Origin of the sequence: Marinobacter sp. UBA2498, assembly GCF_002341575.1 — a bacterium.
GTDB classification, from domain to species: domain Bacteria; phylum Pseudomonadota; class Gammaproteobacteria; order Pseudomonadales; family Oleiphilaceae; genus Marinobacter; species Marinobacter manganoxydans.
This window is the reverse complement of record NZ_DDOI01000006.1, coordinates 1,734-16,281: the sequence shown is the minus strand read 5'-3', so window position 1 is coordinate 16,281 and position 14,548 is coordinate 1,734. Positions and strand designations below refer to the sequence as shown.

The following is a 14,548-nucleotide window of genomic DNA, read 5'->3' as shown; positions in this document are numbered from 1 at the left end:
CGTAGGAGATGGAAGTGCCATGTACCTGGCAGATGCCGTTGAGCGCCGCCATCTGGTAAACCAGGATAGCCTTGAGCTCGTCCGGGCGGCAGTCCATGTCCCGACGGCCAAACCCCAGCAGGTCCGGGTAGCCCGGGTGGGCGCCAATGGTCACGTTCTGGGCCAGAGCCAGTTTGACCGTGTGGTCCATGGTCAGCGGGTCGGATGCATGAAACCCGCAGGCAATACTGGCCATATCAATGTAGGGCATGACTTCGGCATCCATGCCCTTGGTCCAGGTGCCGAAGCTCTCGCCCATGTCGCAGTTGAGTTTCATTGTGTACCTCCGAAAAACGTTGTGTCCTGCATTACCCCTGGCTCATGGTCTGGGGCAGGTAGGTGACAATCTCCGGGAACCAGCCGATCAGGAAAAGTGCTGCCATGATCAGCAGGAAGAACGGCAGGGCTGCCCGGGCCACGTACAGTATGTCTTTACCTGTCAGGGCCTGGATGACAAACAGGTTGAAACCCACCGGGGGCGTAATCTGTGCCATCTCTACCACCAGCACAATAAAGATCCCGAACCAGAGCAAGTCGATGCCGGCCTGCTGAACCATCGGCATGACAACCGCCACGGTCAGAACCACAACCGAAATCCCGTCCAGGAAACAGCCGAGCAGGACGAACAGCACTGTCAGTCCAACCAGAAGTTCGAACGGTGACAGGGACATGCTGCCGATCCAGGCGGCCAGTTCCCGCGGAATACCCAGGAAGCCCATGGCCAGGGTCAGAAAGTGGGCACCGACGAGAATCAGGCCGATCATGCAGGAGCTTTTCACAGCGCCCAACAGACTGTCCTTGAAACTCTGGATGCTGAGTGAACCGGTTGCGGCCGCGATGATCAGCGCGCCGAACACGCCCAGTGCAGCGGCTTCGGTTGGCGTGGCAAAACCGGTATAGATAGAACCGAGTACGAAAATGATCAGGCCAACGATCGGGAGCAGCATCTTCAGGGCCTTGATCTTGACCGAGAACGCCAGGTTTTCCTTTTTGGTGGTTGGCAGCTGATCTTTGTTGAGCTTGGCCCAGATCATGGTGTAGCCCATGAACATGGCAACCAGCATCAGGCCGGGCAGAGCACCGGCAATAAACAGGCGGCCAATGGAAACTTCCGCGGCCACGCCATAAACAATCAGAATAATGGAGGGTGGAATCAACAGCCCCAGCGTGCCGGAGCCGGCCAGGGTGCCTACCGCCATCTTGTCGCTGTAACCCTGGGCCTTCAGTTCCGGCAGGGTCATTCGGCCAATGGTTGCGGCCGTGGCAGCTGAGGAGCCGGAAACTGCCGCAAAAATGCCACAGCTCAGAATATTCACATGGAGGAGCTTGCCGGGCAGTCCGCCCATCCAGGGCGCCAGACCCTTGAACAGATCCTCGGAAAGTCGGGTACGAAACAGAACCTCGCCCATCCAGATGAACATGGGCAGGGCCGTCAGGGACCAACTGGTACTGGCGCCCCAGCTCGATGTGGCGAACAACAGGCCGATCTGATCGTTGCCTGAGAGCAGCAGGCCCAGAACGCCAATGCCAACCAGCGTCAGAGACACCCACACGCCCACCGCGAGCATCAGGATCATCGCCACGGCCAGTACAATGGAGAGAAACGCGATATCCATTACACGTCCTCCAGGTTCAGCTCGTCTTCATGCTGCTGATAGGACGGTGTGCGCTTGCGAATCACAGCAACCAGATCGTCCAGGATGGCAATGTTGAGTGCGGTCATCCCCAGTGCAACCGGAACCTGCGGGATCCAGATGGGAACGGGAATATAGCCGTGGGAGACCTCCTCGAAAATGTAGGATTCCCAGACCATGTGCCAGCAATAGAATGTCATATAGCAGGCGAGTGCGAACCCGAAAATAAGTACGACCAGCTCCTGCCAGAATCTCGGCCGTGCCGACCACTTCTGGATAACCAGGGTGACCCGGATATGGCCGCCGTTATGAAAGGTGTAGGCAAGACCGAAGAAGGTGGATGCTGCAAGCGCCCAGCCGGACACGTCTTCCGCTGATGGAATGATAAAGCCGAACAGGCGGCCGACGATCTGCGCCAGGATGACGACCATGATCAGGGCGATGCAGAAACCAGCAGCGTAGCCGGATGCCAGATAAAATTTCTCTCGAAGAGAGTTCATAACGGATGCCTCCCGGAACAGCCTCCCGATATTCGGGAGGCTTCCGTTGAGTGAACTTTTAGCGGTAGTTGGAGAGGATAGCGCCGACTTCTTCCGGTGCTTCCTGTTTCCACTCTTCCACCATGATGTCGCCGATCTTCTGGAGTTCGGCCATCAGTTCATCAGACGGTTCGGAGACCGTGATGCCATTTTCCGCCAGAGTGGCGGTGTCTTCAGCGGCGGTCTTGCGAACGCCTTCCCAGCCTTTGGCCTCGGCCGCAGCGGCCGCATCCAGGATCACCTGGCGCTGTTCATCGCTCAGGCGACGGAAAGCACGCTTGTTGACGACCACAACGTTCTTGGGAATCCAGGCCTTGATATCGGTGTAGTGGGAAAGGTAATCCCAGGCCTGCCCGTTGGCGCCTGTCGACGGTGAGGTGATCATGGCATCAATAATGCCGGTGCTGAACGCCTGCGGGATCTCGGGCACCTGAACCGTTGTCGGGGTTGTGTTCATCAGGTCAGCGAGACGCGAAGTGGAAGGGCTGTAAGCCCGCATCTTCAGGCCTTGCAGGTCTTCCAGGGTGTTGACCGGGGCTTTGGTATACAGGCTCTGGGCGGGCCATGGCACGGTGTAAAGCAGGGTCATGCCTTCCTTGTCCAGCTGCTTTTCGATCTGGGGCTTGGCGGCTTCCCAGAGTCTTTTGGCATCTTCGAAGCTGGTTGCCAGGAACGGAATGTTGTCGTGTTTGAACACCGGATGGGTGTTGCCCATGATGCCGATGAAGATTTCACCCAGCTGCACCTGACCGGTTCTTACTGCCCGGGGAATTTCCGGGTGCTTGACCAGGGAGGCACCGGAATGAACGGTGATGGTGAGGTCACCATCGGTGCCGTTTTTAATGTCCTCGGCAAAACCGTAGGCAATCTGGGTAGGCAGGTTGGCATCGCCGTAAGGCGTTGGCATGTGCCATTGCTGAGCCTGAACGGATGAAGTCAGCAGCGCCCCGGTAACCAGGGTGGCTGTGGCGAGTTTTTTGAACATAACGAATCTCCCGTGTTTCTGTTTTTTTATCGTTTCAGTTGAACGGCGGCTTCAGAGTACCGCCAGTTCTTCATTCAGCCGCTCGGTAAGCAGCATTTTTCCCGGTACATGGGTTATTGCGAAAGGCAGGCGAGCGTTCTCGAGGGCCAGTTGCGGGGTAACCCCGCAGGCCCAGAACAGCGGAAGTTCGCCCGGCCTGATCGTTACCGGATCTCCAAAATCAGGCTGGTTAACGTCCTCAATGCCAATGAGCGCCGGATCGCCGATATGAACCGGTGCACCGTGGGCCTTTGGCAGGCGGGTCGTAATCTGTATCGCGCGGATTGCATCCGCACCATTGAACGGGCGCATGGAGACCACCATGTTGCCACTGAACGGGCCGGCGGGCCGGGTAGCGATATTCGAGCGGAACATTGAAACGTTCCGTCCCTCGTCCACGTTCCGCACCGAGAGCCCGGCCCTGATCAAGGCATCCTCAAACGAGAATGAACAGCCCAGGACAAAGGTCACCAGGTCGTCCCGCCAGAGGCTCTTGAGGTCTGTGGCTGTCTCTGCTCGCTCGCCATTCCGGAAAACCTGGTATTCAGGCACATCGGTCCGGATATCCAGATCGTGTCCAAGGTCGGGGAGGGTCGGGTCCCCGGGTTGAGACATGCCGATCAGGGGACAGGAAACCGGGTTATTCTGACAGTATAGGAGAAAATCCCCGGCCCATTCGGACGGCAGGATGACCACGTTCCCCTGCAAGAGGCTGTTGGCCAGGCCACTTGTGGGCGCTGTGTGGGCGCCCGAACGAATGCGAGCGCGTAATTCTGAGGCCTGATCAAGCAGGTTGTTCTTGAAATCGGAATACGCACCGGTGTGCATGACGGTAACCCCTGATTGAAATTGTTTTTTACAACTAAATTTCAGGGTATACCGGCTGGTGAAAAAGTCTAATTATCGTTTTTTAGGTCTGGCGATAAGTTTTCGTGATGTGTTGTCCGGTCGTATTCGTCAGAAACCATCACACCAAGGTTTGCTGCGAGTTCGGCAATCGGGTTGAAAGGGGCACCGGAATAAGACGCGGTGAAGGCGAGCTCGGAGGGCGTCCACGAGGTGTTGAGCTGGACCAGACGACCGCTTTCCAGTTCATGCTTGATCACGCTCAGCGGAAGCGTAGAGATACCAATGCCATCCAGGGTCAATTGCCGGCAGGCTGCCAGCGAACTTGAGGAATAGAAACGGGCAGGGAGTTCATCCATCTCGCTGAATTTCTGGCTGATTTCAGCAAAGGGTTTGGTGTTCCTGGCATAAGTAATGATGGGCCATTCGGCCAGCTCCTTGAGAGCCAGGAGCCGATCCGGGAGGTTGAGCTCGGGACTGGCGACCCAGATCAGTGGGAAACTGCAAAGCGCGCGGTTTTCAATTTTCGGCTCAGATACGGGCCCCATCAGGAAGGCCAGATCGAGGCTCCGGTCCAGCAAACCGGATCGGAGGTTGCCGGAGACATCCACGGTAATTTCCACATCCAGATTGGGGGCCGTTTCGTGCAGTTCCCGGAAAAAACGCGGCAGCCAGGAGTGCACAATTGTTTCGGAGACCCCGAGCCTGAGAATGCCGGAGAGCGACGCCCCCCGGTCTGCGCGCTTGCGCAGCTGCTGGGCCATGAAGACAATTTTCTCGGCATAGGGCAGCAGCTCCTGCCCCTTGCTCGTAAGCTTGCTGTGCCCGGATTCCCGCTCGAACAGCCTGACGCCAAGCTCGTCTTCAAGCGCGGCAATTCGGTTTGAAATGGCTGGCTGGGTGGTGTGCTGGTGCTCGGCGGCCTTGCGGAAGCTGCCAAGCGTTGCAACCCAGATGAAGGTCTCCAGACGCTTGAAATTCATTGGTTATCGGACCTCTGAGGGGCCTACAGAGCGGCGTAGCGCTCGTGAAGGATGCCAACCCTTTCGACATAGGCCTTTGTTTCGGCGTAGGGCGGTACCCCCTGGTATCGACTGACGGCGCCAGGCCCCGCGTTGTAGGCGGCGGTGGCCAGCCGGATGTCACCATTGAACCGGTCGAGCATCTTGGCCAGATAATGCACCCCGCCACGGATATTCTCGGCAGCCGCCAACGCGTTCCGTACACCCAGTTCTTCAGCCGTGCCGGGCATGAGTTGCATCAGCCCCTGGGCTCCCACCGGGGAGAGGGCTTTTTCATTGAATGCCGATTCGGCGTGAATTACAGCGCGGACCAGCGCGGGATCAACCCCGAACTCCTGTGCCGCGGTCTGGATTTCTGAATTGAAGGGTTTGGTGAACAGCGGCGTTTTGCGCCAGTCGACGCTGGATTCAGGGTCGCAGGCGTAGCAGTGGAAACGGATAACGTCGAACTCGGCAGCAGCCGGCTGAATACTGCTATAAGCAACCACGCCGTTGTCATCCGTATAGCGGTAGACGGTGTCGTTACCGCTGGAGGCTCTGGGCTGGCTGGCACTTTTTACGTTGGTGAATTCGACGGTGCCATCCGGGTGCACGATACGCTTGATGCCGTCCGCCAGGGCGGATGCGGACAGGGCAAGCACAAGAGCTGCGATGGATGGGATCAGAAGAGATCTGCCGATGTTCATTACTCACTCGCGAAAGATGCCGTCTGTGGCCGGCTTCAGGTATTCTTTGAATACCGCCGTTGGCTGAATTATACGGGCTTGCGGGTCGGAATAAAGCGCGCGCTGTGTCGTAAAAATGTTACGTTCTGCGTTTAATGCCGGCCAGTTCTCATTCTATGGAGAGGTCCCTCCAGAGCATCATGGTTAACCCGACCGACACACGCAACCTCGTTCTCATCGGCATGCCCGGCAGCGGCAAGAGCACGGTGGGTGTGCTGCTGGCCAAACGTCTGGGTTTCGGGTTTGTCGATACCGATTTGCTCATTCAGGAAGAAGCCGGTCGTACTCTCCAGGCAATTGTAGACCAGGATGGCTACATAGCCCTGCGTCGAATAGAAGAACAGGTGCTTCTCAAACTGGATGTCCGGCACAAGGTTATCAGCACGGGAGGCAGCGCCGTCTACAGTGAACGTGCCATGGAACATCTCAAAAGCAACGGCACCGTCGTGTTTCTCGACATCCCGCTTGAACTGGTTATCGAGCGAATCGGCGATCACAGCATGCGGGGCATTTCCCGGAGGCCGGATCAATCTTTGGACGCCCTGTTCGAAGAGCGTTTTGAACTGTATTCCCGGTATGCGGACGTGACGGTGAAAGGGGAGGGTCTCAATCAGGATCAGGTCTGTGAGGCGGTGGTCGAGAGCCTTATTTCGCCGCAATACTGAACTTCAGTATTAGCTCAAGTTAAGGTGCATCCAGACAGACCTCGCTGCTACAGTCCCATGATGTGTTGGGAGGACTTAATGATGAAGAACTGGACTTACGCACTTGCGATCGTTTTTGCTGGACTGTTTTCAGGAACGGCTCTGGCTGAAACATCACCCGAGGATTCTTCCGTGGAGTCGCTTAAGCAGGAAACCGGTGAGTTGGGTGAGGCGCTTCAGGAGTATGGTTCTGATCAGAAAGAGCAGGCCGAGGATTCGATCAACAAAACATTGTCGGCCCTGGATAAACGCATCCAGGAGCTTGAGCAACAACTCTCGAAAAACTGGGACGATATGAGCGATACCGCCCGAGAGCGGTCCCAGAAGAGCCTCGAGTCGTTGCGAGAACAGAGGGCTCGTGTCCAAAACTGGTATCAGGAACTGAAAGACAGCTCGGCATCCGCCTGGGAGAAGGCTCGAAAGGGATTTTCCGATGCCTATGAAGCGCTTTCAGAGCAATGGAACAACACCGAGGAGGAGTTGCAGGACTCGGAAAAACGCTCCGACAGCATCTGAGCTGGCCCCGCGCTGGTCAAGTCAACTCCGCCCGATCAAGACGTTTCTTCCGGTACTGGTTCGGGCGGCAGTCTCTTTCCCGCTAGATTCTCCATCAGCCGGCAGGTCACCAGGTCGCCCGTCACGTTGATGGCCGTCCGGCACATATCCAGGATTCGATCCACGCCCATGATCAGTGCGATGCCGCTGGGAGGGATGCCCACGGTTTGCAGCACCATGGCAAGGATCACGATGCCTACCCCGGGCGTGGCCGGTGAGCCGATGGACGCGCCCACAGCCATGGCGACCACGAGCGCCATACTGCCCATGCTGAGATCAATGCCGTAGACCTGTGCAAGAAAGATGGTAGCAACGGCCTGGTAGAGTGCCGTGCCGTTCATGTTGATGGTGGCGCCCAGGGGAATCACGAACTGGGAAACCGACGGCCGGACACCGAGCTTGTCTTCGGCGGTTCTTATGGAGAGCGGCATGATGGCCGCCGAGCTGGATGTGGAAAAGGCCAGCAACAGCACATCCCGGGTGTCTTTCAGGAACCGGACGGGGGATTGGCCGGCGAGCAGCTTCAGGATCAGCATGTAAACGCCCAGAAGTACCAGCAAGCCCGCAATGACGGTTGCGACGTAAGATGCCATGCCCAGCATTGCCCGGAATCCCAGGGTGGTTGTGAGTTGGGCCATCAGGCCGAACACGGCAATGGGGGCAAGGCGCATTGCCCAGCGTACGACCGTCATGCAGATTTGCTGGAGGGAATCGAGCAGGTCCAGCATGGGCCTGGATTTTTCCGGGGCCATGCTCACCAGGGCAATGCCGACAATGATGGAGAAGATCACCACCTGGAGCATCTGGCCTTCAACCATGGCATCGAGCGGGTTGCCCGGTAGCAGCCCGATCAGGGTCTTGGGCAGCTCATCCACACCCGGCATGGAGGCAACAGGCACACTGTTTTCCCCGGCCTCAACGGGAGTGCCGAGCCCTGCCATCATTCTGCCGGGGTTGATCAGGTCGCCGATCCAGAGACCTATCGATGCTGCCATGGCCGTCGTGATTACGAAAAAGCCGGTTACCCTCAGGCCCAGCTTTCGCAACTGTTCAAGGTCTTCGCTGGCGGCGAGCCCGCGAACCACCGAGGCAATTACCAGGGGGATTACGATCATCTGGATGGTGGCCAGAAACAGTTGCCCCGGGAAAGCCAGCCAGTTACCGATCAACGTCCCGGTTTCCGGTTCCACGAGTCCCACCGACGGTCCCAGGAGCGTGCCTGTAATCAACCCGAGGAACATGCCAATGAGCACCTTCAGCCAGAGCTTTCCCTGCACCAGCCCCGAGAGGTAGCTGCTGAGATGACGCAGTGGCCGTGGGTAAAAATCGCTCGTCTGGTTTGGCATTGCCTTGAATCTTCCCTGTTTCTGTTGGAGCTACCCTGAAAGCATAGCCCATGCTGGCTCTGCGTTTGTGAGGCAGATCAATCCGGCATCAGGTTGATTTCTTCGGCAGTCAGTGAGCGGTATTCGCCGGCCGCCAGGTCATCGTCCAACAGGATATTTCCCATCCGTTCCCGATGCAGGGCCGTTACGCGATTACCGACGGCATGGAACATGCGCTTCACCTGATGGTAACGGCCTTCGTAAATGGTCACTCTGGCTTCACAGGGGCTCAGAAGATCCAGGTCAGCAGGTGAGGTGGTGAGTTGCTCGAACTCAAACCAGATGCCCTCCGCGAATCGATGAGGGGTCTCTGGAGAAATCGGATAGGCGGTGCTGACCCGGTAGACTTTCGGGATCTTGATTCGGGGCTCGGTAAGCTGGCGTGACCAGCGGCCATCATTGGTGAGAATCAGCAGGCCCGTGCTGGCGCGGTCGAGTCGTCCGGCAATGTGCAGATCCTCGCGCAGTTCTGGCGAGATCAGCTCCATCACGGTCCGATGGGTGTCGTCGAGCGTTGCACTCAGAAAACCTGCAGGTTTGTGGAGCATGAGGTAATGGCAGGCTTCAGCCTCTTGAATGATATCGCCGTCCATCCGTACGCATGAAAACCGATCCACCTCGGCAGCAGCATCGCGGCAGGTGACGTCATTTACGGCCACCCGACCGGAAGCAATCAGAAAATTGGCCTGACGGCGACTGATGTCATTCCGGTTGCTGAGAATTCGTGAAAGCTTCATGGTGTGAATCGGCTATGCTGAATGTAAACCCCCGATAATAATACGAGGAAATGCCATGCCATTCTCTGTTGATCACCTTGCCGAACTCAATTTGCTGGGCCAATTTCCTTCCACCTCGACTCAGGAAGGGCTCAAGGTTCATGCCCATTCGGCGGCTCCGGAAACTGTGAAGGCCGCCGAAAACCTGCATGCCAAGGGGCTGATCAGCCAGAAAGATGGCGGCTACCTCACGCCGTTGGGGGCAGAGGCAGTGGATCTGACCCAGAAGCTCCAGTCGATTCTCAGTAGCTCATAAAGCGCGGATGACCTGTCCGGCCTTTGAGACCCGGTGCCCTCCCGCGTTAGGGTGAGGCCATGAGCAACTGGAAGAAGTCGCCCGTCCTCTGGATGGGCGGGAGCATTGCCGCCGTTGGGCTGATAGTCGGTCTGCTTTACGCCTTCGGTGTGCATCAGCAGGTCGTTGAGCTTCTGCGCTGGTTTGATACCCAGGGGGCCTGGGCGGCTCTCCTCTTTGTCGGCATCATGGTGCTGGCCATGGTGCTGCTTCTGCCCGGGGTGTTGTTGACCACCGGAGCGGGTTTCGTGTTCGGCGTGTTGGAAGGCACAGCCTACGTGGTGGTGGGCACTACGTTGGGCTCGGCCATTGCCTTTCTGGTTGCCCGGCATTTTCTGGGTGAGCACGCCCGTGTGTACATTCGCAGCCGCGCGCGATTGTCTGTCGTCAGCAACGAAATGGCGCCTCACGGCTGGAAAATCGTACTCCTGACCCGTCTGATCCCTTTCTTCCCCGGCAAGCTGTCCAATTTTCTGTTCGGTCTCACCAACTTCTCGTTTGGCGGTTTCGTTGTCGGCACCTTTTTCGGTGTGATTCCCTTTTCCCTGCATAACGTGTATCTCGGCTCGCTTGCCGCCGACCTGTCAACTCTGGGTGTGCGGGAAACCGGCCGTTCACCCCTGGAGTGGGCCATTTACGGTGCCGGTTTCGTAGGCACGGTAATGGCCGTGGTGTTTCTCAATCGTCTCGCCCGGCGGGCACTCGCCCGTTACAAGGTCGAGACTGAGCCAACAGAACAGGAGGCAAACGAATGAGCTGGATGAAGTGGCTGCCCTGGCGTTACCTGGTAAAACGCGTGGCCCACCGCCATGGTTTCCTCGATCCGATCGCGCTGCTCGGGAAACTTCACAGTTTTGCCCAGCCTTCGGAAGTCGGCGAGCCCATCGAACTGCTCCGGGCCGGCGTGGTTTTCCATGCGCGGGGGCTGATCAACAGTCGGGTCATCCAGCACAACCTCGATTGGGTCTGGCCTTACTGGGTGGAGCGCCAGTTCGACCCCGAAGACATTGCCTTCATTCCCCGGGCATTCTCGATTACCCACATCAATCTCAGTAACCGTAACTGGACGGCCATCGGCCAGCCGGATGTGGATGAGTTGCCCGTGGTGGATCCCCGGGGGTTGCTGACACCGTTCCATGACGGCTGGTCACTGGATGCGTGGCTGCTGGCGGACAATGGCCGGTGCCTTCTGCCCTCTCGTTGCAAAACGGCCCGGCAACGCCAGGAACTTGAGGGTGGTCCCTGCGTGGTCACAGAGTCCGAACTGGACGGGCTGGCCCTGACCAGTCGTTCCCGGGTGGTAGTCGAAAACGGCCGGGCGGTTTGCGAAATGGTCGTGAAGGCCCGGGCCGAGACTTCCGGCTCTCTGGTCATATCCTTGCGCCCCGCCAATCCTGAAGGAATCAGCTTTATCAACAAGGTCCGGCTGTCCGAGCAGAGAGACGCCTGGACCATAGATGGCAAGCAGGCGGTGTTTTTCAGTCGCCCGGCAGAGCGTCATCATGTGTCGAACTATCGCGAGGGTGATGTTCGGATTCATCTGCAGGACAAGGAAGACCAGTGCGAAGGGCAGTGCGACGTCGGCATGGTCACCGCAGCGGCCCTGTTCCGGGTCGAAGCAGGTGAGGAGTCGGAGCTCAGGCTCAGGGTGCCGCTGCAGGATGAGTCGGCGCCAGTTATTCGCTCTGACGGCTGGGCGGCCGCCCTTCATGGCCATGCCCGCCTGGAGTGCCCCGACGAAAACTGGCAGTTCCTCTATGACGCCGCCCTGAATTCCCTGGTGCTGCACTCTCCGGAAGATGTGTACCCCGGGCCCTATACCTACAAGCGTTTCTGGTTTCGCGATGCCGCGTTCATTATCCATGCCTTGCTCTGTGCAGGTCTGACAGATCGCGCTGAGCGGGCGCTCTACCAGTTCCCGGCGCGGCAACTGAAAAACGGCTATTTCCGCTCCCAGGAAGGGGAATGGGATGCCAATGGAGAAGTGCTCTGGATTCTGAGGCGGTTCCATGAGCTTACTGGTCGACCTCTACACCCGGAGTGGCAGGAGCCGGTGCGCAAGGGCGCTCGCTGGATCGAGAATAAACGCCTGAGTGAAAATATCGAAGGGCCTCACGCTGGCCTTTTGCCCGCCGGATTCAGCGCCGAACACCTGGGGCCCAATGATTATTACTACTGGGACGACTTCTGGGGCATCGCCGGCCTGAAGGCCGCCGAATCACTGTTTGCCCCGATTGACCGGGAAACCAGCGAGCATTTTGGCGCCGGTGCCCAAGAGTTCAGCCAGACCGTTGATCGCAGTCTGGCAACCTGCGAGCAGCGACTCAAGCGACCGGGAATGCCGGCCTCGCCCTATCGCCGCCTGGATGCGGGCGCCATAGGCTCACTGGCGATGGGTTATCCGACCCAGCTGTGTGAGCCGGATGATCCCAGGTTGCTGGACTGTGCCGAATTCCTGCTCGAAAAATGCTTTGTGAAAGGGGCGTTCTATCAGGACATGATTCACTCGGGTCTTAACGCCTACCTCACCCTGCACGTGGCTCAGGTTCTCCTGCGTGCGGGCGATGCTCGATTCCTGGATCTGGTGGATGCGGTGGCTGGCCTGGCATCGCCCACCGGGCAATGGCCGGAAGCCATACATCCGGCGACCGAGGGCGGCTGTATGGGCGATGGTCACCATGTCTGGGCGTCGGCCGAGTGGGTGTTGATGGTCCGCAACTGCTTTGTCCGGGAGGAGGGAGATCGTCTCATTCTCGGAGCTGGTATCCCTCCCCGGTGGCTGGAGCAGGACAAACCAATCCGCTTCGGGCCGGCACCGACCAGTTTCGGATCCGTGTCCGTCACCATTACGCCCCGGCCGGGCGCAGCACCCGAAGTCACCTGGGAGGGTAACTGGCACGATTCCGAGCCGGCTATCGAAGTAAGGCTGCCGGAGACCCGTGCCTGACAAACTGTACTGGTCACGAAACCGGATTTCTGTATCTGTTTTGTTTGCCTGCTAACTTATAAAGTAAGCTGACTGACAAATACATCGAATCCGGTTGAGTTTCATGCGCTCACTGTTTTACTCGTTTTTCGTGCCCGCGCTGTTCGTCTGGCTGTGGAGTACTGGTTTTATCGGGGCCAAGTACGGTCTGCCCTTTGCGGAGCCGTTTACGCTGCTGCTGATCCGCATGCTGCTGACACTGGTGGTGCTTGGAGCCTTGGCCTGGGTCATGAAAACCCGCTGGCCGGGCTGGCGAGGTGCTGGGCACCTTGCGGTCACCGGGATGTTGGTGCATGGCTGCTATCTGGGCGGCGTCTACTACGCGATTCAGGACGGAATGGCGTCCGGAATTGTTTCCCTGATTGTGGGGCTGCAACCCCTGGTGACGGCTGCTGCGGCGGTGGCAATCCTCAAGGAAACAGTCAGCGGACGTCAGTGGATTGGACTTATTTTGGGGCTGGTCGGTGTGGCGCTTGTCCTCCTCGAGAAGTTCGGTATGAGTGGTCAGGCCTCCGGCTTTTCTCCCTGGAGCCTGCTTTGGGCGGGTTTTGCCCTCGCTGGAATTTCCATGGGCACGGTCTACCAGAAACGCTTCGGCGCCAGCGCGGATCTGGTGGCCGGCACGCTGATCCAATTTGCGGCAGCGGCCGCCCTGTTTGCCATTGGAGCCTTCGCCCTCGAAACCCGAGAGGTTGAGTGGAGCCTGCAGTTGCAGTTGTCCATGGCCTGGCTTGTGATTGGGTTATCCACCGGCGCCGTCCTTCTTCTGATGTGGCTGATACGCCAGGGTGCTGCTTCCCAGGTGGCCAGCCTGTTCTACCTGGTGCCTCCGGTTACCGCGCTGGAAGCGTATCTGCTGTTCGATGAGCGCCTTGGAGGACTGGCAATGACAGGCGGGCTCATCGCTATCGTTGGTGTGGCTCTGGTTGCCACCCAGAAAAAACCAGCCTAGGAAGGGTGTCCGGGAGTGGCTAATACATGACGGATGCGACCAAAGGGGTCTGGTATGGCCTGAGTGCCTACACGATCTGGGGCTGTTTTCCTCTGTTCTTTGCCCTGTTTGAGGGTGTGCCGGCCTTTGAAATCTTGATTCACCGGATCATCTGGTCCTGTGTTTTTCTCGCTGTGGTCATAAGTGGCCTCCGTCGCTGGCCTGCTGTGAGAGCGGCATTGGCGAATCCGAAGCAGCTCTGGCGCGTTCTTGCCTGTGCGCTGCTCATTGCCGCCAACTGGGGCATCTACATTTATTCCGTGGAAACCCGCCATGTTCTCCAGGCCAGCCTGGGCTATTTCCTGACGCCACTGGTGAATGTCGCCCTGGGCATGCTCGTGCTTCGCGAACGCATGGGGCCGTGGCAGATGGCTGCGGTGGTGCTCGCAGGCGTTGGTATTCTGATCCAGCTTGCGATGCTTGGTGAACTGCCGTGGATTTCACTCGCCCTTGCCATGAGTTTCGGTACTTATGGCCTCGTTCGAAAACAGGTGGTGCTCGATGGGCTTTCCGGCCTGTTCGTTGAAACCATGCTGCTGTTGCCGGTCGGCCTGCTGACCTTTGGATGGCTGGCGAGCGAGGGAATGTCGCACTTCGGCGACAGTGCCTACATTGGCAGCCTGCTGATGGCCAGCGGCATTGTGACAGCCATTCCGCTGCTACTTTTTGCCGGTGCCGCCCGGCGCCTGCGGTTGGCGACCGTCGGCTTCCTGATGTACATCAATCCCACCCTGCAGTTCTTTATTGCCCTGCTGGTGTTTGGCGAGCCTCTGAGTGACGCCCAACTGACGAGCTTTCTGGTGATCTGGATTGCACTGGGCCTGTACAGCTGGTCTTCCTGGCACTACCGGCCGCGGGTGCCGGTGGGCCAGGATTGAGTTTGCCACCCTCAGGACTACACCACTCAGGAGAGTGTCGCGAGCAGATCATTGATGGCCCGGGCGAAGGGCACGGGTGAATCTTCCTGAAGAAAATGACCGCCCTTGAGGGTTACGTGGGGCTGGTCTTTTGCACCTGGAATCCGCTT

Annotated in this window: 16 protein-coding genes and 1 pseudogene; 7 read left to right on the top strand and 10 right to left on the bottom strand. The window is 58.3% G+C overall.

Translation table 11 applies throughout. The features are described 5' to 3' along the window. From B2W52_RS00365 to B2W52_RS00335, 7 genes are all read right to left on the bottom strand, one after another. The coding region (locus B2W52_RS00365; RefSeq protein WP_286800961.1) for a LamB/YcsF family protein at positions 1-316 on the bottom strand (316 nt) is incomplete at its 3' end. Positions 317-347: 31 nt separating this feature from the next. Then, positions 348-1,655, bottom strand: a complete 1,308-nt coding sequence (locus B2W52_RS00360) for a TRAP transporter large permease (protein WP_014577956.1) — start codon at positions 1,653-1,655, stop codon at positions 348-350. Then, a complete protein-coding gene (locus tag B2W52_RS00355; RefSeq protein WP_014577955.1) occupies positions 1,655-2,173 on the bottom strand; it encodes a TRAP transporter small permease in 519 nt (172 codons plus the stop codon). Before B2W52_RS00355 ends, B2W52_RS00360 begins: the two co-directional genes overlap by 1 nt. Before the next feature lie 58 nt (positions 2,174-2,231). Continuing rightward, positions 2,232-3,197, bottom strand: a complete 966-nt coding sequence (locus B2W52_RS00350) for a TRAP transporter substrate-binding protein (RefSeq protein ID WP_014577954.1) — start codon at positions 3,195-3,197, stop codon at positions 2,232-2,234. 51 nt (positions 3,198-3,248) lie between these two features. Next, the gene (locus B2W52_RS00345) at positions 3,249-4,064 is read right to left on the bottom strand and encodes a putative hydro-lyase (RefSeq protein WP_053112788.1); all 816 of its coding nucleotides are present in this window, start codon (positions 4,062-4,064) and stop codon (positions 3,249-3,251) included. Positions 4,065-4,132: 68 nt separating this feature from the next. Further along, positions 4,133-5,065 carry a LysR family transcriptional regulator gene (locus B2W52_RS00340; RefSeq protein ID WP_014577952.1) on the bottom strand — a complete coding sequence of 311 codons (933 nt, stop codon included), beginning with the start codon at positions 5,063-5,065 and terminating at the stop codon, positions 4,133-4,135. Positions 5,066-5,088: 23 nt separating this feature from the next. Further along, on the bottom strand, positions 5,089-5,790 hold the full coding sequence (locus tag B2W52_RS00335; protein ID WP_014577951.1) for a lytic transglycosylase domain-containing protein: 702 nt from the start codon (positions 5,788-5,790) through the stop codon (positions 5,089-5,091). A gap of 179 nt (positions 5,791-5,969) precedes the next feature. Between B2W52_RS00335 and B2W52_RS00330 the strand changes: the two genes are divergently transcribed. Next, a complete protein-coding gene (locus B2W52_RS00330; RefSeq protein ID WP_104269843.1) occupies positions 5,970-6,494 on the top strand; it encodes a shikimate kinase in 525 nt (174 codons plus the stop codon). Positions 6,495-6,572: 78 nt separating this feature from the next. Next, positions 6,573-7,049, top strand: a complete 477-nt coding sequence (locus B2W52_RS00325; protein WP_053112786.1) for a hypothetical protein — start codon at positions 6,573-6,575, stop codon at positions 7,047-7,049. A 35-nt stretch (positions 7,050-7,084) separates the two neighbouring features. Here the strand turns inward: B2W52_RS00325 and B2W52_RS00320 are convergent, their stop codons facing one another. Both B2W52_RS00320 and B2W52_RS00315 read right to left on the bottom strand, forming a co-directional pair. Then, positions 7,085-8,434: a dicarboxylate/amino acid:cation symporter gene (locus B2W52_RS00320; protein WP_053112785.1), complete on the bottom strand. Its 1,350-nt coding sequence runs from the start codon at positions 8,432-8,434 to the stop codon at positions 7,085-7,087. Positions 8,435-8,511: 77 nt separating this feature from the next. Next, entirely contained in the window at positions 8,512-9,210 is a 699-nt protein-coding gene (locus B2W52_RS00315) for a pseudouridine synthase (protein ID WP_008173846.1), read from the bottom strand. A gap of 55 nt (positions 9,211-9,265) precedes the next feature. On the opposite strand from B2W52_RS00315, the gene B2W52_RS00310 reads away from it, so the two are divergent. The 5 genes from B2W52_RS00310 (at position 9,266) to rarD (ending at position 14,399) form a co-directional block, all read left to right on the top strand. Next, a complete protein-coding gene (locus B2W52_RS00310) occupies positions 9,266-9,505 on the top strand; it encodes a TIGR02647 family protein (RefSeq protein ID WP_008173849.1) in 240 nt (79 codons plus the stop codon). Between the two features lie 59 nt (positions 9,506-9,564). Continuing rightward, entirely contained in the window at positions 9,565-10,299 is a 735-nt protein-coding gene (locus B2W52_RS00305; RefSeq protein ID WP_008173851.1) for a TVP38/TMEM64 family protein, read from the top strand. Then, positions 10,296-12,491: a hypothetical protein gene (locus B2W52_RS00300; protein WP_053112784.1), complete on the top strand. Its 2,196-nt coding sequence runs from the start codon at positions 10,296-10,298 to the stop codon at positions 12,489-12,491. The genes B2W52_RS00305 and B2W52_RS00300 overlap by 4 nt, the downstream gene beginning before the upstream one ends. A 103-nt stretch (positions 12,492-12,594) precedes the next feature. Further along, a complete protein-coding gene (locus B2W52_RS00295; RefSeq protein WP_014577944.1) occupies positions 12,595-13,482 on the top strand; it encodes a DMT family transporter in 888 nt (295 codons plus the stop codon). Positions 13,483-13,508: 26 nt separating this feature from the next. Beyond that, the gene (gene rarD, locus B2W52_RS00290) at positions 13,509-14,399 is read left to right on the top strand and encodes an EamA family transporter RarD (RefSeq protein WP_108017645.1); all 891 of its coding nucleotides are present in this window, start codon (positions 13,509-13,511) and stop codon (positions 14,397-14,399) included. Positions 14,400-14,425: 26 nt separating this feature from the next. On the opposite strand, the pseudogene B2W52_RS00285 reads toward rarD, so the two are convergent. Beyond that, positions 14,426-14,548: pseudogene (locus B2W52_RS00285) on the bottom strand (haloalkane dehalogenase); the annotation flags it as partial.

Excerpts from the sequence above, each read along its gene's own strand:
- B2W52_RS00360 (WP_014577956.1), bottom strand. The coding sequence starts at position 1,655 with ATGGATATCGCGTTTCTCTCCATTGTACTGGCCGTGGCGATGATCCTG.
- B2W52_RS00355 (WP_014577955.1), bottom strand. The coding sequence starts at position 2,173 with ATGAACTCTCTTCGAGAGAAATTTTATCTGGCATCCGGCTACGCTGCT.
- B2W52_RS00350 (WP_014577954.1), bottom strand. The coding sequence starts at position 3,197 with ATGTTCAAAAAACTCGCCACAGCCACCCTGGTTACCGGGGCGCTGCTG.
- B2W52_RS00345 (WP_053112788.1), bottom strand. The coding sequence starts at position 4,064 with ATGCACACCGGTGCGTATTCCGATTTCAAGAACAACCTGCTTGATCAG.
- B2W52_RS00340 (WP_014577952.1), bottom strand. The coding sequence starts at position 5,065 with ATGAATTTCAAGCGTCTGGAGACCTTCATCTGGGTTGCAACGCTTGGC.
- B2W52_RS00335 (WP_014577951.1), bottom strand. The coding sequence starts at position 5,790 with ATGAACATCGGCAGATCTCTTCTGATCCCATCCATCGCAGCTCTTGTG.
- B2W52_RS00330 (WP_104269843.1), top strand. The coding sequence starts at position 5,970 with ATGGTTAACCCGACCGACACACGCAACCTCGTTCTCATCGGCATGCCC.
- B2W52_RS00325 (WP_053112786.1), top strand. The coding sequence starts at position 6,573 with ATGATGAAGAACTGGACTTACGCACTTGCGATCGTTTTTGCTGGACTG.
- B2W52_RS00320 (WP_053112785.1), bottom strand. The coding sequence starts at position 8,434 with ATGCCAAACCAGACGAGCGATTTTTACCCACGGCCACTGCGTCATCTC.
- B2W52_RS00315 (WP_008173846.1), bottom strand. The coding sequence starts at position 9,210 with ATGAAGCTTTCACGAATTCTCAGCAACCGGAATGACATCAGTCGCCGT.
- B2W52_RS00310 (WP_008173849.1), top strand. The coding sequence starts at position 9,266 with ATGCCATTCTCTGTTGATCACCTTGCCGAACTCAATTTGCTGGGCCAA.
- B2W52_RS00305 (WP_008173851.1), top strand. The coding sequence starts at position 9,565 with ATGAGCAACTGGAAGAAGTCGCCCGTCCTCTGGATGGGCGGGAGCATT.
- B2W52_RS00300 (WP_053112784.1), top strand. The coding sequence starts at position 10,296 with ATGAGCTGGATGAAGTGGCTGCCCTGGCGTTACCTGGTAAAACGCGTG.
- B2W52_RS00295 (WP_014577944.1), top strand. The coding sequence starts at position 12,595 with ATGCGCTCACTGTTTTACTCGTTTTTCGTGCCCGCGCTGTTCGTCTGG.
- rarD (WP_108017645.1), top strand. The coding sequence starts at position 13,509 with ATGACGGATGCGACCAAAGGGGTCTGGTATGGCCTGAGTGCCTACACG.